The following is a 17752-nucleotide window of genomic DNA, read 5'->3' as shown; positions in this document are numbered from 1 at the left end:
ATCCTGTCAGGTTGTCGGCTGGGGCTTGGTCTGCGGCGCAGGGTCGGCCGGCGGCGCCGGATCGCTGGCCGGCGCAGTGTCGACCGCCTTCCGCCCATCGCTGGTGTAGGCGAGCCCCATTTCGTCGGCCCGCTCGTTGTCCGCCTGGTTCTCGGCGTCGATGGTCTCGGCATCGAAGCCGCCCTCGGCGACCTTGCGGGCGCGCGAAGTGAGACCGGCCTGGATCTCCTTCGTCTTGCCCTCGACGTCCTGCACCGGGTGAATGTACGGCCAGGCCTGCGGGACCCAGTTCGCGGCGTAGGCGGCGGCGCGCGGCATGCCGGCCGGCAGCTTCAGCGCGCCCGACATCAGGGCGAGATCAATCCACCGGCGCCAGATCGGGCGGCAGAACTGGAACACGACCTGATGGTGTTGCAGTGCCTCGACGCCGCGGCGGAAGTCGTTGAGGGCGGCACGCAGGGTGCGATCGTCGAGGGTGCTGTAGTCGCCGCTCAGGATCTCGTAGAGCAGGCCGCAGGCCGCCGCGATCTGGCGCTTGGCCTCCCGGACGAACATGTCGAAGTTCGGCCCGACGTCCTTCGGATCCGAGAACTGCACCTCCTCGCCGTCGGCCAGCACCTGCAGGGTGCCGGGCTCGAATTCCAGCGACACGGCGCCATCGTCATCGGCGCCGTCCGTCCCCAGCGGGCCGGATCCGGCCGGGCTGTCCGCCCCCTCTTCCATGGACCGCTTGATGAAGCCGACGAGGCGGGCGGCGTTCTTCTTGCGGACGAGTTCGGCGTCCAGGTAGCCGTCGAGGTCGTAGAGCGTGCGCAGCGCCCGGGCGAGCCAGGGTTCGCCGCGGTCCTGCCCGGGGCGCATCGCTCGATAGAGGTGCGCCACGTCGGCTGCCGGCACCTCGGCGAGTTCGAGGCCGGCCGGGGCCATCACGCCGTCGCCGGGGTGCTCCCGGTAGAGGAAGTAGCTCTGGCGCCGCCCGATCGCGTTGTAGCGGATGCCCTGGCGGATGTTGCTGCCGGGCTCGGTCTTGAGGTGGGGGCAGTGGTCGCCTTCGAGCACCTGCAGCTGCAACGGCACCGACAGGCCGTCCGAGAGCAGGCGGGTGCGCAGGCGGGTGAAGCTCTCGCCGCCCTCGACCATGCCGCGTACCGCGATAGCCTGCAGGCCGTAGAAGTCATGGGCGCCGATGCTGTCGGCCTCGTCGGTCCAGGCCAGGAACAGCGCCTGCAGCCCGGCCCGGAACGCGGCGTCCTCCTTCTTGATCCGGCGGGCCTCCGCCTTGGACAGCCCCTCGGTCGAGCGCGCCGCGGTGGAGCGCGGCACGATACCGGTGCCGACGATGTTGCTCACCAGCCGGTCGACCGCGGCGCCGGCATAGGGGTTGCGCCGGGTCTGGTCGCGGCTCTTCCGGCGCAGCTCGTCCAGCGCGTAGGTGATCGCGCTGTTCGGGCCGTAGCTGCCGACCCGCCAGGATCGCGAGCGCCGGCCGCGCCCGCCCGCGACGTCGTAGGCCGGGGCCTCGAGCGTACCGGCCGGCTCGCCGTCGAGATCCATGGCGACCGGCGCGACGTACTCGCCGGTGCCTTTCACCCGGAACCGGACCGGCGGCTGCACGCTCACCACCCGCTGCGCCCCGTCATCACGACCTGCCGGGCAGGCCGCACGACCGTCCCGCCGGTCGCGACCACCAGCGCGGTGATGTCCCGATCCAGGTCCCGGAGCGCCTTCTTCATCTCGTCGTAGGTGCGGTAGGTGACGCGCCCCGTATTGTCGGCGCCCTCGACGGTGAGCACGCCGCTCGCCATCGCCACGCGCAGCTTCACCCGCTGGGCGCGCAGCTTCACGAGTTCCTGTTCCGGCGTGTCGGCCATGCTCACCTCGTGGGCCTGTTGTTGACCCGGCTGCGCCGGACGGCGCGACGTTGCAGGTTCCGCGCGGCCAGGGTGCCGGCGGCGACCGCGGGCGGCAGCGGCGCCTCATCGGTCGCCGGGCGGGCCCGCTCGATGCCCAGCGCCGCCTCGAGGTCGCGCCAGTGCAGTTCCCGCCACCGGTCCCATCCGCGCATCGCGGCGAGGCCGCGGGCGTAGTTCGCGCAGTCCAGCACCTCGTTGCGCCGCCCGCCGATCGGCACCCACTCGCGCCGGGTGCGGCCGCGCGTGACGTGGGTGACCAGTTCCTCGGCGGTCAGCTGCTTGACCTGATCCTCGGGCACGTCGCGCGGCAGGTGGACGAAGCCGGCCGGGAAGGGGTTGCCCTCGGCCGGCCGTTGCAGGGCGAGGCAGCCCATCAGTTCCTGCTTGGCGAACGACGCGCCCACCCGGATCGTCTTCAGCCCGCGCCGCAGCTTCTTGCCGGCGGGGGTGGTGTCCTTCGCCCCCACGCCGAGGAAGGCCGACGCGTAGCTGTCCTGGCCGTCAACGGCGTGGACGTTGCCGCGCCCGGCCTGCGAGCGGACGAAGGCGTAGACCTCGGCGGTGAAGCCGCTCGAATCGATGCCCCAGTCCCGCACCGCCATCTCGGCGCCGGCCTCGTGCTGCCACGTCTCCTGGAACATGGCCTCGAGGTCGACCCATACCTCCGGCCGGTTCGTCGGCCCCGGCAGCACCCGGTGCTCGACCAGCCAGCGTTCCCGGTTCCGCCCGAAGCCCCAGACCCCGACCTCGAGGCGATCCTTCTGGACGTCGACCCCGGCGAACAGGATCAGCGCGGCCCGGCAGACCGTGCCCGACAGGTAGGTGTCCCGCCGGGCGTAGACGTCGTGCCAGTCCGGCGCGTCGGCGCCCTCCTTCCAGGTGCGGGCGAGCTGGGTGTTGAAGAAGGTCCGCAACGTCTCCGGCCCCCGTCGCAGCGCCCGCGCGAACTTGGCGACCGTCTCCCGGATCGTCTGCTTCGGTGCGTAGAGCTTCGAGGCGACGCCGCCGGCATGGTCGTTCGGTACCGCCTGCACGCCGCAGTGCCGGCAGAGCGCCCGCCGCACCCCGTGCGCCAGCGGCGCCCACCGCTCCGGCGTCTGCGGCTCGCCGCAGCAGGTGAACGACCGGGTCTGCCTCCACTCGACCTGCTTCAGCGCGACCAGGCGCTGGGCCTCGGTCCACGGCCGCTCGCAGGCCTCGCACTCATACCACGCCGTCTCGGAGCGGATCTTGCCGGCCTCGTCCTTCTCGAACCGGACCCGCTCCCATTCCAGCGACTGCCAGGTGCCGCAGCCCGGGTGGGGGCAGCGGACGAAGGCCTTGCGCTGGTCGCTCTCCTCGTAGCTCGCCTCGATGGCCGAGCGCCCGGCGATCGTCGGCGAGCAAGCCACCACCGTGAGGCTGTTCGCCTTGAACTCGGCCTGCCGCTCCTCGGCGAGGTCGATCGGCGGGCCCTCTCCGCCGGCGGACAAGGGGTACTTGTCGATCTCGTCGCAGACCAGGAGCCGGATCGGCCGCATCGCGAGGTTGGTCGGGCTGTTCGCGCCCACCAGGGTGATGTGCCCGCCCGGGAACTGCTTGTGCGACAAGGTCGCGCCGGCGTCCCGGGACTTGGCCTCGCCGAACAGGTCGGTCAGCACCTTGGTGTCCCGGATCATCGGTGCGAGCCGGTCCTTCGAGAAGGTCTCGGCCGCATCGTCCTTCGGGAACACCCCGAGCATCGGGCAGGGATCGACGTGGGCGAAGCGGCCGATGACGTTCTCGATGAGCGTCGTCTTCAGCAGCTGCGTGCACGCCATGAGCGTGATCTTGCTGACCCCGGGCTCGGTCGCCCAGAGCATCGGGCCGCGGGCGACCTCCACCCGCGACACGAAGAACTTGCCGCCGTTCGAGCTCTCCTTGCTGAGCTTCCGGTACCGCTCCGCCCACTGCACCACGTCGAGGTTCGGCGGCGGGGTCATGCCGCGCCGCCAGGACCGGCGTAGGCTGGTGACGTCAGCCGGCCTCGGGGGAGCCGAGATCGGGACTGCTGGGCTCGCCGAGTTCGGCGAGGTGCTGTTGGACATAGGTGGCGAGGACCTGGGTCAGCGTCCGGGCATCGACCTTCAGCGCGTCAGCCATCTCGATGCCGACCCGGGCCGGCCAGGCGAGCCAGGCGTCCCGCATCGCCCGGGCCTCGTCGAAGAAGGCGGCCTCGGCCTCGGCGCGATCGACCAGCTTGCCCTGCTTGGTCAGGTACTCCTGCCGGCGGAGCAGGCCGAGGTGGTTCTCCTTTCGCTGCGCCGCTGCGGCGAGCGAGAGATTCGGGTTCTCCGGGTCGAACTCGGGCGGCTCTTCATCACCGTCTGGCTCGGACCGGCTCGGCTGCGGGATCGCGCCCCTGTGGTCCGCCTTGCTCGGCCGCGGCGTCGGGCGCTCGCGCGGATCGAGCTCGGCTCGTGGCATGGTGCGGATCGGGCGGTGCGTCGTGCCGCCCCGGTTGGTGGCGGGGCGCTGGTCGAGGTTCCATTCGGTGGCCTCGACCTCGACCCGGCCGTCCGCGGCCAGCGCCAGCAGGCCTTGCCCCTTCCACTTCGTGACGATCGCCTTCGAGACGCCGCGGTGCCGAGCGAACTCGGCCTGGGTCATCGTGGCGGCGGGGCGTTCACTCGGGGCGTTCACCGTACACCGTTCACGGGTTTTGGCACTCTGGCGCTAGGAAACTCGGGGGCCCCGACCACCCGTATAGGTCCAGATCCCCCAGGGGCCCTGACACTTCGGGGCGGGAGGCGTCAGTCTCCACCACCGCTCGACCCGCCCCAGGACACGCCGCTGTCGTGGTGGCTGTGACAGGACGAGGTGTCGGGCTGAACTTTCCCTCAGGAGGCTTGTTGCCGACCTGCGCCTACGCACGCCGGAGTTCCCCATGTCGAAGATCATCACAGCCGATTTCAAATCGCGCCGGGACGCCGAGATGGCGGTCGAACACATCGTGCAGGAGCACAACCTTGATCGTAAGGCTGTCAGCATCGGACCGGCCTCAAGCGAGAACACGGCCGGGACGGAGGCGGCACGGGCGGATGTCGAGGACGGTCACCTCAAGTCCGACACGGACGGCGAGCCTGCCCTTCACGGGAAGGTCAGGGTGTCGGTCCAGGTGGATGATGCGAACGCCGACAAGGTCATGGATTCCATAAAGACCTTCCACGGTGAGAAGGTCTCCTGAAAGGGCATCTTACGCGGTCGTTCCATGCCAGCCGGTCAGCCGCATGGAACGACCTGGCTGACCGGATGGTCGGTCAGCTCAACAGCATCATCGGCAGCGAAGTCATTGTGGTGGTGCCGGTGGGCTGGCAGGGGGTGGGGCTCAACTGAGCCCCCTCACCGCGGGGCGGCCCTCTCGGCCGCTCACCCGCTCAGGTCCACCGTCGGGGCGGAATTACTGACTCGGCGGTCATTGGCGCCAAAGCTAACGCACGGCAGGTGCAAGAGCACTGCCGGGCGGACGTCTCCCGATATCATGCCACGTCCTTGAATTTCAATCCCAAGTTCCGCGCTGCCTTGTGGGTGCAGGTCGCCGAGTACGGCAGCGCCCCGATCTTCACCAAATGGCGGATCAGCGGCGGCACCTCCATCTGCGGGTCCGTCTGCCTCAGTGTGGCGTCGAACTCGCCCCGCAGGATGCGCAGACGCAGATCCTGCACCTCGCCCTGGTTCAGCACCGCCCACCGATCCGACGCGCCCCTCACGACCCGCTCCAGGCCGTAGATGCCGGCGACGTGCTGGCTCAACGGGTCGAGCCCGAACACCACGATGCGGGCCATCAGCGGGCGCTCGGCGACGATCCGCTTGCGATTCCGCACCCGCCAGAACCGGAGCATCGGGAGGACCGTGTCCACGCCCCTTCGGGCCATGGCGTCGCGCACCTGGATCTCGCAGCCAGGGTTAGTGACAGCAGCATGCCAGCGGACCGGGTTGGGCTCGCCGGCGGCCTGGCACATGGCAGCCTCGCGGCGACTGTCCCGCGGCCAACGGCAGCGATCACCAAGGCGCAGCGACGGCGCGGCCGGCAGCACCGGCGCGTCCGTCGCGTCACCAGCAGCCTGGGCAAGAGCGATCGAGCGGCGGGACATTTCAGACTACTCCATACTCAATCATGGCAAGGTCCACTCACGACGCCGGCGAACAGGATAAGCAAAAATTCAGGCGGCAATTAGTCGAGTTGCCAGGACATCACACCAGTCAGCCCCGATTTGCGTGGGTATCTCCACTCGCACGGTGGATATGTCGCGTCGAATTCGGTGAGCGAGGGCATAGGCGGCGGCCTGCCCAGCGTAAGCTGCATCAGAATCCCCAAACACGACGACTTCCTGAACGTCGGGTGGCGGCTCCCACTTGGCGAGCAGGGTGGAGTTGATTGCGGCCCAACACGGGATGCCGAAGAGAGACGCCGCGGCAAAAGCGGTCTCGATACCCTCGGCGATCCCGAGGACGGGGCCGGGATCGAAGAGGCGGATCGCGGCGCCAGCAGGGATGGGGCCGGGCATCATCCGGCGCGGATCGTCGACCGGCGCCTTCCTGCCGTCCTCGGTCAGGTAGGTGCGGTGGATCGTAGCCGGCGCGCCGTCGGGCCCGGTGACCATGGCGAGCATGGCCGGATGCCAGGAGGGCGTCTCGCCCTGGTAGCGGAGGCGGGTGACTGTGCGCAGGCAAGCCGGGATGGTCGCCAGGCCAACGCGCTGTGCGAGGTAGCGAGCAACGGGGTCGCCGGGCTGAACCGGAGCGGAGGACCGCCACAGCCGGTTCAGGCGCTCGCGGCAATCGTCGGCGGAGCGCTTTCCCCGCACTGGGCGGGCTGGGACCGTGCCCATTAGAGCATCGACGCGCTCGGCCACCTCCCTGAACGAGATGCCAAGCACCCGTATCGCCAGCGTCGGGCCGTCGCCGGGCCCGCAGTGATTGCAGATCCAGGTCCCTCGACCTTCGAGGTCGTCGAAACGGAATCGTGTCTTGCCGCTGCAGAGAGGGCAGGGGCCTTGCTTCGCGGTGAGGTACTTCCGATCCACCCCGAGGAGGGGCAGGAGTTCGGACCACCGACCGCTGGCGCGTTCACTCAGCGGCCTGGACATGGTGGACCTCCTGCTTCTTGGCGAAAGCGATCGCGCGAGACCGGACCCAGCTCAAGATTTCTGGGGTGGGCTCGACCTCCGGCACGTCCCGGTAGTGGTTGGGCCAGACGCCGGTCAGCTCGCGGAACTGGTTCGCCGCCCAGCCGGCGGAGTAGCCCCGGCGCCGCCCGACGAGCTTGAGCTGCCCGAACAGGTCGGCCTTCTCGAGCGTCTTGGCCCTGGCCTTGAGCGGCTTCACCTCGACGAGTTCGCCGTCCTCGCACTGGATCTCGCTCTGCTTCTCCGGCTTGAAGCCGCAGGCCGGGCAGGCATGGACCTTCGGCGGCTTGAGGAAGGAGCAGGACGAGCACTCCTTCGGCAGGGGCTCCGGGCGCTCCCTCGCGTCGCGCTTCTGGCGCTCCCGGCCGTCGTCGAGCCGGTCGTGGTGGATGTCGGTCACGAAGCCGAGCCGCAGGTGCGTGTCGGAATGGTCGAGGACCAGGCAGTCGGCCTTGCCCGGCGCTGTCCGCAGGCCCCGCCCGATGATCTGGACGAACAGCATCTCGGACTTGGTCGGCCGCGCCAGCACGATGCAGCGCACGTCGAGATCCACGCCGGTGGTGAGGCAGCCGACGCTCGCGATCGCCTTCAGCTCGCCGTGGGTGAACTGCCGGAACAGCGATTCGCGCTCCTCGCTGCCGGTGTAGGCGTCGATGTAGCCCGTCGCTACACCGGCGGCCTGGAACTGCGCCTGGAGGTGCTTGGCGTGCGGCCGGTCGACGGCGAAGATGAACGTCGGGCGGTTCTCACCGCGCCGGAGCCAAGTCTGGACGACGTCGGCGACGAGGCTGGCCTGGTTCATCGCCTCGCCGAGGTCGCCCTCGTGGTAGTCTCCGGCCACCGTGCGGACCTCGGACAGATCGGGATGCGACGGTGCGTAGACCCGGAACGGCGAGAGGTAGCCGGCCTCGATCAGATCGGCGGTGGTCGTGACCTGGATCAGGTCGTCGTAGAACTTCCCCAAGCCCTTCGTCCACGGCGTCGCCGAAAGGCCGACGAACGGGACTCGCTGCCAGGCCGGATCGCCCATCCACACGCCCAGCATCTCGAACCAGCGATGCGCCTCGTCGATCACGACGATGTCGAACGGCGGGATCGCCCGGCGCTGCAGGGTCTGGATCGACGCGACCTGCACCGGCTTGCTCGCATCGGTCATAGGGTGGCTGCCCTGGATCACCCCCACGTCGTGGATTCCCTCGGTGAAGAACGACCGGACGGTCTGGTCGATGAGGGACAAAGCGGGAACAACGAACAGGATCCGCTTGCCCTTCGCCAGCGAGCCCTTCACCAGCGCCGCGCCGACGACGGTCTTTCCGAAGCCGGTCGGGGCCTGGAGCATCGGGCGGCGCCGGCCGCTGCGGAGCGAGTCCCGGAGGCGGTCGATGATCGCGACCTGATGGGGGCGAAGCTGCCGGGTCATCGGTCGCCCCCTGCGGCAACGTCGAGATCGTCCCAGGCCGGGCTGTCCAAGCCGAGGGGGGAGCTTGGGCCGAAAGCGTCGTCGCCAAACGGGTCGAAGGGGGTGCCGGGGCGGCGGGTCGCGCCTACCTGCTCCACATCCTGAAACCTCTTCTCACGGCTAGGAAGAAGGTTCATGGTAGTTCTTGGTAGGTTCTTTCCCCGGCACGTGGTGCCGCTAACCTTACCTTCAGATGCCGCTAACCCGTCCTTGATATGCCGGTAACCATTTCCGGATTTAGCGGCATCATCTGCCGGTAAATCATGGCCTGAGGGGCGGGCCGGCTCGGGTCGGTCCATGGGATCGACAGCAACCGTGACGAGGTCGAAATCTGCCGCCAAGTTGAGGACGATCAGGTCCGAGGCGCGTCCGCCCACACCGTTGCCGCGGTGCGTCCGGGCGATGGCACCGGCGGCGCTCAACTCGGCCAGGACAAGGCGGATGGTGCGAACTGCGAGGCCGGTCTCAGCGGCCAGCGTCGCCTGCGAGGGCCAGCAGCGGCCCTCCTTGTCCGCGTAGTCGGCGAGCGCGTTCAGCACGACCCGGCAGGTGGTGCGCACGCGCTGACGCTTGGCCCATTTGGTAGCGACGACGCTCACTGCTCGCCTCCCTGCATGGAAGCGGCAACCAGATCGTCGGCCACGCGGTAGGCACGCTCGGCGGCGTCCGGCAGGCTCGTCGCCTTTGCGATGGTGGAGCCGCCGTAGCGGAGTAGGCAGTCGCCAAAATCGACCACCATCCGGTAGTCGCCTGCCTCACGGGCTCGGCGGACCAACTCGTGGCGGAGGGCGTACAGCGCCGCGTCGGCGGCGGCGTAGAGGCTCGGGTCGGCGCGAAGCTGTGTCTTGAGTTCGGGCATGACGAGACCGTTCCGAGAACCGCTGACGCGGTCGGTTGCAGGTTTCGGCGGATGGGAAGGGGGCTGGCGCCCTAGGCGCGGGCGGTCACGGCGGCGCGCGCACCTGCGCCCTCGGCCGCTCCTTGGTGGTCAGGTGGGCCCGGAATTCGGTGACAGGCGGCTCGGGTGCCGGCTGCAGCAGCGAGAGAGCCAGGACCGTGTCGCGGTGCGCGCGAGCCCGGGCCCGATTCTTCTGTGCCGCCTCGGTCAGGTCGCTGGTGGCGAGTGCGTCGGCGAGTTGTTCTTCCGAGCGGGCCTGGGCGTCGTACCAGCGGATGAGCTGGTCGAGCCGGGGGCCGGAGATCGGCCGATCGCTCACCAGGATGGTGATGGCGCACTTGTCCGCCATCACTCGGCCGCCTCCGGCAGGGTGACCGCCGAGGCTGCGGTTAGGATCGCACCCCGCAGCCGCAGGTTCTCGGCCGTCAGGCGGGAGACCTCATCCTCGAGCGCCAGGTGGTCGCGCTCGTCGCGGGCGAGGTGCGCTCTCATGAAGGCGGTGTAGGCTGCACCGACCGCGGCGTGGTCGGCCGGGTCCTCGCTGTCGGCGGCGATCCGCTTGGCGTCGACCCAGGCCCGGAACAGACGGTCCCGGTACGCGCGGGCCGGCGCGAACTCAGCGTCCGGCGCGACCGCGGCGAGGACGGGATCAGGGGTGGTCATGGATCACTCTCCCTCAGCCAGACGCCGAGAGCGGCCAGCCAGCGCCCGGAGCGCATCAGCATCCGCCCCAGCGGTTCCCGCACGGAGACGGGACACGCGTTCCGCCAGCGCTTCGAAGTCTGCTGCCAACGAGGCGTACTCATCTGATCTCTCCCGGGTGCGGGCCGCACGCGCCGCTCGGATCGCCTCGATCTCCGCGGCCTGGACGCACCGGGCCTTGCGGTACCAGAGGTCGAAGGCCCGCCAGTACGAGAGCCCGGCCCGCCGAGCGGCGCGGCCAATCTGAACCTTGATGCTGTCGTTACCGACCGGCTGCGCGATCTCGCGCAGACCCTCGGCCGCCTCAAGCAGGAACGCGGTCACGCGCTGCTCCCAAGACTTTTGGGACATCTCCCAATCCACCTCCGCCACGATCCGGGTCGTGACGGAGGTGCCAGATGAGGAGATGCCCCGAGGATGAGTTGACGGAGACGGAGGCCACGCTGCGCACCACCCTGGCAGGACCGGGCGCGGCGCGGGCCGCCGAGACGAGACGCAAACACAAGGAGCGGGCGCGCCAGCGCCGACGCCGGCACGCGCCCTGGGAGCGAAGCGCGCTCCAGTCCCGCCGCCGGCCCCGATGAGAGGAGCCGGTCATGACCGGACGCGAGACCGACCCCGATCAGGACTTCACGATCGAACTGCAGCGCATGGAGTTCGAGGACGACGACCCCTTCGGCCCGGAGACCTACGTGATCACCTTCCGGGTCGAGCGGGACGGCAGAGGATTCGACGTCAACGTCTGGCTGCTGGCCCACAGCGTGCCGACGGTCGATTTGATCAGAGCCGCGATGGTGCTGCTGCACGAAGTGGTGGCGAAGCTCACCGAGCAGACCAGGGCGTGGAAGGGTGGGACGGCCTGACCACGACACACGGCGGTTGAGAAGTGCGAGCGCCGGGCGGCGGAGGATTCGCGCGCGCCGTCCGGCAGCGCTACCCTGGAGTTGTCGAGGCGCCGTGGAGCGCGTCGAAGCGTTGTGAAAGTGAGGGGTCGGGTGGCTGCCCGACCCCTCGCGCCGATGCTCGCACTCAGGGAGACGACTTTGAGCAACGACGATTTGAAACTGCACGCCATGGTGCTCGCACTGCGAGCTACCGTTCAGGCAACGATGGTGCATCTCGCGGCGAAAGATCCGGTCTTGCGTGGCAAGATCGAGATCGATGCTGGCGAGTACATCAACAAGACGGTTGGCGAAGGCACCCCTCTCCATCAAGAGGCCCTGACTGCCCTGAGGATGTCGATTTTCAACTTTCGCTAGCATCATTGCGCCGCAGGCCTCGTCTGGCCTGCGGCGTGCCGCGGCGCGAACTCGCCCATGCGCTCGCGCTCAGCGTCAGAGACTTGAGCCCTCAAGTCATCCCATCTGCGCTTTCGATCGGCCAAGATCCGCGCATCGATCCGCCGATCCAGCCAGGAGAGGAGTGAGCGGATCAACATAGATCGAACTCTTTTGAGGAGGCTTCTTCCAATGGTCTATGAATGCCGTTAGGCCACTCAGCTTTTGGCGGCCAATGTCGCGAGAACCAAATCATTACCTGGGTATATTTTTTTACTGTGAATGTTCTAGTTCTATCGTCCAGTCTTTCGAAGAACCGCCAATCACCCGCGCAGCGCTGAGCCACGGTTGATGGGCTTATATTTGCGGAATGCGCCATGAACGTCGAAAAGCACATTCGCAAATTTTGCCTCAGGATCTCATCCATGGAGCACCGCGTGAAAGTCGGATTTCCGACCATGCTATCGGATTTTTCCGAGCAGGCAAGCGCGACAATGCGTCTGGCCCCACAGCGGGGCTCATGGGATAATCGGATATGACCGATACCACTCCGACATTCGACGCCGACAAGGCTCGGCTTAATATCGCAGCCCTGCTCGAAAGCACGGGTCGCAGCTCATTCTATATATCTGAAGAAATTGGGCGCAACAGAACATACATAGACGATTTTCTTCGTGGAAAAAAGAAATCAATCCCATATAAAGAGATTGTTGCTATTGCAACAAAGCTGGGTGTGTCACCAAATTTTATTGCAGGCATGCAGCTTCTTCCTGCTAACAATGATACAGACCTCTTTCTTCCATCTTGGGGCGGAGAGGATGAGCAGACTGCGGACAATTGGCTCAAAAGCTCTCCCGTGAAATGGAATGGATCGAGAATAGTAGCAACGACTGAGGATGATCCTTACCACTTTAAGCTGACAGTTGAAACTGGAGAGCGATCGTTCGCATTTGCCGAGAAAAATTATAATATACCAAGCTGGGCCAAAATTGATGCGATGTCCAAGGTCAATGTGAACACCGACGGCATACCCGAGTTGGACACCTCAATCCCAGAAATCGGTTATCCACAACCCGTAAAAACGCACCCGAAAGGCAGAATATATCAGCCAGGGGTAGTTATAGATATATGGGATATTCCGTGGAAATATCTATCAGACGAACTTAGGCTCGATCCAAAAAATTTAGATATTATAGCTATCACTGACAGTGCGATGACGGATCAAAGCGGCTCAGGTTATTTAGATGGGGATCGTGTATTTATAGATAGATCTGACTGTAATATTCGCAGGGGTGGAGTTTTTTGTATCACAGACCAGGATATCACGCTGGTGCGTCAGATTGAAATTGTACGCAATAGTCAAATCGATAAAATTAAATGCATTAGTTATAATCCTAGATTTGATAACTTCGAGGCCGAGCTGGGTGAGGATGTAAAAATTATTGGCCGCGTGGTGCTACGAATCGGCAAGCCGAGATAGGGCCTTGCTACCGATCCGATTGACGTGTCGGATTTTTCCGACATAATGGCCTTCGTGCATCGGAAAGAGATGCTGGAGGCCGCCCGTGCTGCCCAACCCGATCCCCGTTATCCCCATTCTCGCCGTGGCCGTGCTCTGGTGCGCTGGCCGCGCGCTCACCCACCAGACGGAGGGCTGAGGGATGGGAGCGCTCACCACCTTCGACTTCGAGACCAAACCGCTGCGCTTGGTCGATCGGAACGGCGAGAGCTGGTTCGTCGCCGCTGACGCTGCGATCATCCTCGGCCACCGGGATGCTGAGAAGCTGACCCGCACGCTCGATGACGACGAGAAGGGTACCCACACGGTGGGTACCCCTGGAGGCGAGCAGACGGTCGCCATCATCAGCGAGGCGGGCCTGTACCGGGCCATCCTCCAGCGCCGTGCGACGAACTCCGTCCCGTCCGAGATCCGGCAGGCCATCACCCGCTTTCAGCGCTGGGTCTTCCACGAGGTGCTGCCGAGCCTCCGCCGGACCGGCACCTACGCCCCGGCCGAGCGGTCCGATGCGCCCGGGGTCGCCACCGCCTTCCGCTCCTACTTCTCCATCGGCGAGCTGATCGGCCTCGACCGCAACCAGGCGGCTTTGGCGGCCAACCGCGCGACGCGCACCACCACCGGCATCGATCCCCTGGCGCTGATGGGCGCTACCCATCTCCTGGCACCGCAGCAGGCCCCGCTTCTCACCCCGACCGACCTCGGCAAGGAACTCGGCGGCCTCTCGGCCATCGCGACCAACAACATGCTGGCCGAGCGCGGCTTCCAGGAGGGGCGTCGCGACGCCAAGGACCGGCCCTACTGGGTTCCGACCGAAGCGGGCGAGCGCTTCGCCGTCTTCCTCGACACCGGCAAGAAGCATTCCGACGGCACGCCGGTGCGCCAGCTCAAGTGGTCGGCCGACATCGTTGCCGCCCTGCGCGAGACGTCTGCGGCCGACGCGCCCGTAGCCTGATCCTCTTCTTCCCAGTTCCCGCCCTCGTCGGCTGAGAGCCGGCCCGGACGGGCCACCCCGCGGGTCCTCGCCCGCCTTCTCCCCACACAGCCAGACCCATCAGGAGGCTGCTATGCTTCACGTTCCCGGTATGCCCGAAGGCGTTCACGTTTCATTCTCGCCGGAGAACCTGCCGGCGCCGGTTCCGGCCCAGACGGCCCTCGTCGGGGCCGGCACGCCTTCGGAGGCCCTGGCTGCGCTGATCCAGGCGCACGAACTGGCATATGCGCACGCTCTCTTCGCCGACACCTACGGCCAGCCGGACGCCGCGGCTCGGAAGCAGGCTGAGGAGGAGGCTTTCCGGGCGCTCCTGCACACCCCGCTTCACTCCGACGCCGACCGGGCCGCCTACGCCCTCGCCGTGATCGAGCGGCAGAGCAGCGCCCTCATAGTCGAGCGGTCCCTCGGCCGGGATCACCCTATGCCGGTCGCTTACCGCAACCTCCGCTTCGGCGAGCATGCCCGAGAGCCGGAGCAGATGCTCCACCTTGGGCGTCCGGCCAAGTCCGAGACCCCCACGGACCCGATCCTCACGGCGATCGAGGAGCAGCGCCGGCTCAACCAGGAGCATGAGAGCCTGCACAAGGTTTGCTGCGGCGAGCCGAACAACCACCCGTCTTGGGTGCCCGAGAGGCCAGCGCATGCCGCCATGTGGGATCACTGGCGCAACGTCGTTCTGAATACCGTCCCGCAGACCGCTGAGGGCTGCCGAGCGCTCGCCGCCTACGCCCTCGAATTCGAAAAGGATCAGGGTACCGGCTTCGAGGAAGAGGCGCCCGTCCTCTTGGATCTGATCGCCCGCTCTCCGCTGGCGACGTCGGCGGGTGAGGACATAGCAGCCTTCGCGATACTCGACGCCATCGAGCGGGAATGGGTGGCGCAGATGGCCCAGGAGCACGAGGAGCGCAACGATCTCAGCCAGCAGGCCGATGAGCGCGACGGTGTGAGGATAGATCGGAAGTGGGCGCTTCTGGACGCTGCCGCGGCACTGCCCGGTCACTCACGAGAAACCCGGCACGCAAAGGCACTCGCCCTCTCTTGGAGCGTGCAAAGTGACCTCTGGCGATCCGACTGGACGCGTGACCAATACCGGGCTGACGGTCGCCTCTTGCTCGACCTGATGAGCAGCCTCGCCGGCCAGGTTCCGGCTTCGCCAACCACGGCACCGAAGGTCACCGACCCCGAGACGCCGAACCTCGATCTATCCGGCTATTCGGTCCCGCAACTCTGCGCCCTGTTCGATGTCTACGATCGGGCGGAGGACCAATTCCACACCGCCGGATGGTGGCCGAAGCTCGGCGATGCAGGCTGTCAGCAGGTGACCGACGAGGGTGATCGCTGCATGGCGCTGAAAGGCGCCGTCGCTGACGAACTCCAGAAGCGCCAACCCGGAACCGAGAGCGACGCCGACGAGCGGGCCGAGAAGCTGTTGCGTCGCGCCGTTGTGAACGGAGACTGGGAAGGCATCGCCCGCCTGGCTTGCAGCCTCCGGAATGAGGTCACCGCCTTCCACGGGAAGCACTGACCCATGGCGATCGCCCTCAGCATTCAAACCCGGCAGCCTTGTGCTGCCGCCCCCTTCGGAGCGGTCCTCACGTCGCTCCACCCCGCCGCTGCCTGGGCCGGCCTGCCGCCCGAGACCCGGGACGCCCTCGGCACCACCCTCGTAGATCTCGTGTTCCAGGACTTCCTCTCGGGCGCTGCCTACGCCGAAGAGGACCGGGTGCTCACCGACGACGGTCAGCGCAGCGCCGCCATCGAGCGGGCCGAGCGTCTGCTGAACCGGATCTACGACGACGTCGCCGCCGCGCTGCCGGCGCTGTTCGGCCCGGCCGGTGAGAACCCGGCTTGGGTCGAGGACTACCGCGCTGGCCGCCTGACCATGTCGAACGAAGGGGTGCTGTCGTGATCTCTGCCCAGACCACCACCGACCCGCACGTTGCCTACCGGCATCGTCTCCTGACCGCCTATGCCTGGTTCGTGGCCTCCAGGCCGATTGAGGGGAGTTCGAATCCCTCTCTCTCCGCCCATAAGGCCGCGCAGGCGGTGAACAGGGCTAAGCGACACGAGGTTGCTCGCGTCCTTGCCTTGCCCGTTCCTGCGACGCTGGACGGCCTACGCGTCTTCGGTTTGGCGCTGGCACTGTCGCTTGAAGGCACCTCCGTTGAGGGCGACACCGACGTAGCTGCGGCGCGTGCGATCCTCAGCGCCACCCAGGAGGGCCTGCCGCCAGGATTCATCGGTTTCGGCGACGAACCGGATTACGATGACCGTGACCGGGCCGCATGGACCGGCACCGGGTCTCTCCCCGCATGGGCTCGCGACGGCAAGGCTGCGCCCGACGATGCCGACTTCCTGGCGGAGGGACGGGCATGAACGCGATCGGTCGCCTCCCGCCCACCCGCGGCCTCGTCGGGATCGACGTCCTGCTGATCGAGGGGCGGGTCATCCACCTCGACGACATTCCGACAGCCGAGGAGGGGCGCCAGCTTCTGGCGGTCCTCGACGGCGAGATTGCCAGGATCGAGGACCAGCTGTCCGCCGCCGATCTGCGCGGCGCGGATCCGGAGTGGCGCCGGCGCGCCACCACCGCGCACAAGCGCAAGCGCCGGATTCGTCCTCGTCTCCAGGAGCGAATCGGCACCCTTCGCCGGGCTGAGCGGGACCAAGCCCACTCCGCCGACACGCTCGCCGCCACCTCCGCTAAGGACGGCCGGCGGCGTGCCTTCATCCTCGCCGCTCAGCAGCTACTGAGCCACGAGGTCGTGACAGAGGTCTGGGCGCGGGCTGCCGAACTGAAGCCGGACCTGTTCACGGACAGCGGATCAGCCGAGGGCTCGGCATGACCGCGCCCGATCCCATCCTCGTGGCGATCACCGCCCATCGCACCGCTTACGATGCCTTCCAGGTCGCGCCCGAGGGCGAGGCGTCTGTCCTCGCCGAGGAGGCATACCGCGAGGCTGGTGACGCACTAATCACGACGGCGTGCACCACGGCTGCTAGTGCGCTGAAGCTCCTCGACCATCTGCGCTGGTGGCTTGCCGACGAGGCCGAGTTCGCCGAGGCCCACCAGCCGACCTATGGGGCCGCCCAGGTCCGCGTCGCCGATCTTACGGTGCTCGCCTGTACCTGCTGGCCGGTCGAAGCGGTCGAGGCGGATCCAATCTTCCCGGCCATTACCGAAGCGGTGAGCGCCGAGGCGGCTCACTCCGCCGCGCTGTCGGACCTCGATGAGAGTAACGACGCGCAGATGCGCCGCGCCAACGCTGCAGCCGATGCGAGTTCGGTTGCGTTCGAGGCGCTGACCAAGGTCACGCCCACCACCCGGGCCGGGCTGTTCGCTCTGGCCGAATTTTACGCCCGGGAGAGCGAGGAATTCGAGCCGATGTGCGCGGGTGGTCAGTATCTGCAGCACCTCGCGGCCGCTCTAAAGGGCAGTGATTCAACAGCCCTGATTTCGGGCACCTCGCAGGCGAAACATGCATCAAATCAGCGGCTTGTCTGCCTGATTCCGCGAACGGCTGTGCAGGCCGTCTCATCGGCGAGGGTGCAGTGAGGCCGCTGCGCTCAGCCGTAAGCCAAGACAGTCTCCGGCACGCGCCGAATGGCGTTGCGCCGGATGGTCCCTTTACGCAGCGCGGTCGCCGACGGATCGGCATCGCTACGACCGGTCGGCTGGCCTGCCTCCACCTCGCCGTTGGAGAGGTAGGTGTCGAGTGGCCTCATGACATCGCGAAAGAGGCCACCCACGCCAAGGGCGTCCGTCGCTTTAGAAAGCAAAACGACTGTTCGACTTTCCAAGATGAGTTGTTGGGGCGCCACTCACGGGCGCCATGTCTGCGCGCT

Annotated in this window: 23 protein-coding genes; 10 read left to right on the top strand and 13 right to left on the bottom strand. The window is 67.1% G+C overall.

All coding sequences use genetic code 11. From position 1 onward, the window contains the following. Positions 1-6: 6 nt before the first annotated feature. From G4G93_RS07970 to G4G93_RS07955, 4 genes are all read right to left on the bottom strand, one after another. Positions 7-1554 carry a phage portal protein gene (locus G4G93_RS07970; protein WP_165083227.1) on the bottom strand — a complete coding sequence of 516 codons (1548 nt, stop codon included), beginning with the start codon at positions 1552-1554 and terminating at the stop codon, positions 7-9. A 62-nt stretch (positions 1555-1616) separates the two neighbouring features. Beyond that, positions 1617-1871 carry a phage head-tail joining protein gene (locus tag G4G93_RS07965; protein ID WP_165082912.1) on the bottom strand — a complete coding sequence of 85 codons (255 nt, stop codon included), beginning with the start codon at positions 1869-1871 and terminating at the stop codon, positions 1617-1619. Between the two features lie 2 nt (positions 1872-1873). Next, the gene (locus G4G93_RS07960) at positions 1874-3874 is read right to left on the bottom strand and encodes a phage terminase large subunit family protein (RefSeq protein ID WP_246736609.1); all 2001 of its coding nucleotides are present in this window, start codon (positions 3872-3874) and stop codon (positions 1874-1876) included. Between the two features lie 34 nt (positions 3875-3908). Then, complete coding sequence (locus G4G93_RS07955) at positions 3909-4574, bottom strand: hypothetical protein (RefSeq protein ID WP_312891795.1); 666 nt, start codon at positions 4572-4574, stop codon at positions 3909-3911. A 244-nt stretch (positions 4575-4818) separates the two neighbouring features. On the opposite strand from G4G93_RS07955, the gene G4G93_RS07950 reads away from it, so the two are divergent. Beyond that, positions 4819-5118 (top strand): hypothetical protein, encoded by a 300-nt coding sequence (locus G4G93_RS07950; protein WP_165082908.1) that lies wholly within the window; start codon positions 4819-4821, stop codon positions 5116-5118. A gap of 292 nt (positions 5119-5410) precedes the next feature. Here the strand turns inward: G4G93_RS07950 and G4G93_RS07945 are convergent, their stop codons facing one another. The 8 genes from G4G93_RS07945 to G4G93_RS07910 form a co-directional block, all read right to left on the bottom strand. Further along, positions 5411-6025, bottom strand: coding sequence for a transcription termination/antitermination NusG family protein (locus tag G4G93_RS07945; RefSeq protein WP_165082906.1), 615 nt, complete (start codon positions 6023-6025; stop codon positions 5411-5413). 69 nt (positions 6026-6094) lie between these two features. Continuing rightward, the gene (locus tag G4G93_RS07940; RefSeq protein ID WP_165082904.1) at positions 6095-7021 is read right to left on the bottom strand and encodes a toprim domain-containing protein; all 927 of its coding nucleotides are present in this window, start codon (positions 7019-7021) and stop codon (positions 6095-6097) included. Beyond that, a complete protein-coding gene (locus tag G4G93_RS07935; RefSeq protein ID WP_165082902.1) occupies positions 7002-8480 on the bottom strand; it encodes a DEAD/DEAH box helicase in 1479 nt (492 codons plus the stop codon). Before G4G93_RS07935 ends, G4G93_RS07940 begins: the two co-directional genes overlap by 20 nt. After that, positions 8477-9118 (bottom strand): helix-turn-helix domain-containing protein, encoded by a 642-nt coding sequence (locus G4G93_RS07930; protein ID WP_165082900.1) that lies wholly within the window; start codon positions 9116-9118, stop codon positions 8477-8479. Before G4G93_RS07930 ends, G4G93_RS07935 begins: the two co-directional genes overlap by 4 nt. After that, positions 9115-9378 (bottom strand): hypothetical protein, encoded by a 264-nt coding sequence (locus G4G93_RS07925; protein WP_165082898.1) that lies wholly within the window; start codon positions 9376-9378, stop codon positions 9115-9117. The genes G4G93_RS07930 and G4G93_RS07925 overlap by 4 nt, the downstream gene beginning before the upstream one ends. A gap of 85 nt (positions 9379-9463) precedes the next feature. Then, positions 9464-9766: a hypothetical protein gene (locus tag G4G93_RS07920; RefSeq protein WP_165082896.1), complete on the bottom strand. Its 303-nt coding sequence runs from the start codon at positions 9764-9766 to the stop codon at positions 9464-9466. Beyond that, positions 9766-10080 (bottom strand): DUF837 domain-containing protein, encoded by a 315-nt coding sequence (locus G4G93_RS07915; RefSeq protein WP_165082894.1) that lies wholly within the window; start codon positions 10078-10080, stop codon positions 9766-9768. Before G4G93_RS07915 ends, G4G93_RS07920 begins: the two co-directional genes overlap by 1 nt. A gap of 3 nt (positions 10081-10083) precedes the next feature. Then, entirely contained in the window at positions 10084-10443 is a 360-nt protein-coding gene (locus G4G93_RS07910; protein WP_165082892.1) for a hypothetical protein, read from the bottom strand. Between the two features lie 272 nt (positions 10444-10715). Here G4G93_RS07910 and G4G93_RS07905 point away from each other — a divergent pair, with 272 nt between their 5' ends. The 9 genes from G4G93_RS07905 to G4G93_RS07865 all read left to right on the top strand — a co-directional run bounded on the left by G4G93_RS07905 (position 10716) and on the right by G4G93_RS07865 (position 17462). Next, complete coding sequence (locus tag G4G93_RS07905; RefSeq protein WP_165082890.1) at positions 10716-10982, top strand: hypothetical protein; 267 nt, start codon at positions 10716-10718, stop codon at positions 10980-10982. Positions 10983-11162: 180 nt separating this feature from the next. Continuing rightward, a complete protein-coding gene (locus G4G93_RS07900) occupies positions 11163-11378 on the top strand; it encodes a hypothetical protein (RefSeq protein WP_165082888.1) in 216 nt (71 codons plus the stop codon). A gap of 553 nt (positions 11379-11931) precedes the next feature. Further along, complete coding sequence (locus tag G4G93_RS07895; RefSeq protein WP_165082886.1) at positions 11932-12876, top strand: helix-turn-helix transcriptional regulator; 945 nt, start codon at positions 11932-11934, stop codon at positions 12874-12876. Positions 12877-13057: 181 nt separating this feature from the next. After that, positions 13058-13867, top strand: coding sequence for a Bro-N domain-containing protein (locus tag G4G93_RS35495; RefSeq protein ID WP_206289613.1), 810 nt, complete (start codon positions 13058-13060; stop codon positions 13865-13867). Positions 13868-13979: 112 nt separating this feature from the next. Further along, positions 13980-15431: a hypothetical protein gene (locus G4G93_RS07885; RefSeq protein ID WP_165082884.1), complete on the top strand. Its 1452-nt coding sequence runs from the start codon at positions 13980-13982 to the stop codon at positions 15429-15431. Between the two features lie 3 nt (positions 15432-15434). Further along, positions 15435-15815: a hypothetical protein gene (locus tag G4G93_RS07880; RefSeq protein WP_165082882.1), complete on the top strand. Its 381-nt coding sequence runs from the start codon at positions 15435-15437 to the stop codon at positions 15813-15815. Then, the gene (locus G4G93_RS07875) at positions 15812-16282 is read left to right on the top strand and encodes a hypothetical protein (protein WP_165082880.1); all 471 of its coding nucleotides are present in this window, start codon (positions 15812-15814) and stop codon (positions 16280-16282) included. Before G4G93_RS07880 ends, G4G93_RS07875 begins: the two co-directional genes overlap by 4 nt. After that, the gene (locus G4G93_RS07870) at positions 16279-16752 is read left to right on the top strand and encodes a hypothetical protein (RefSeq protein WP_165082878.1); all 474 of its coding nucleotides are present in this window, start codon (positions 16279-16281) and stop codon (positions 16750-16752) included. Before G4G93_RS07875 ends, G4G93_RS07870 begins: the two co-directional genes overlap by 4 nt. After that, entirely contained in the window at positions 16749-17462 is a 714-nt protein-coding gene (locus G4G93_RS07865) for a hypothetical protein (RefSeq protein ID WP_165082876.1), read from the top strand. The genes G4G93_RS07870 and G4G93_RS07865 overlap by 4 nt, the downstream gene beginning before the upstream one ends. 11 nt (positions 17463-17473) lie before the next feature. Here G4G93_RS07865 and G4G93_RS07860 read toward each other — a convergent pair whose 3' ends face one another. Further along, on the bottom strand, positions 17474-17656 hold the full coding sequence (locus tag G4G93_RS07860) for a hypothetical protein (protein ID WP_165082874.1): 183 nt from the start codon (positions 17654-17656) through the stop codon (positions 17474-17476). Positions 17657-17752: the final 96 nt, after the last annotated feature.

The sequence above is a fragment of the Methylobacterium sp. DB0501 genome, from assembly GCF_011043735.1.
In the GTDB taxonomy this organism is placed as follows: domain Bacteria; phylum Pseudomonadota; class Alphaproteobacteria; order Rhizobiales; family Beijerinckiaceae; genus Methylobacterium; species Methylobacterium alsaeris.
Note: the sequence above shows the minus strand (reverse complement) of the source record. Positions and strands in the feature narration are given on the sequence as shown.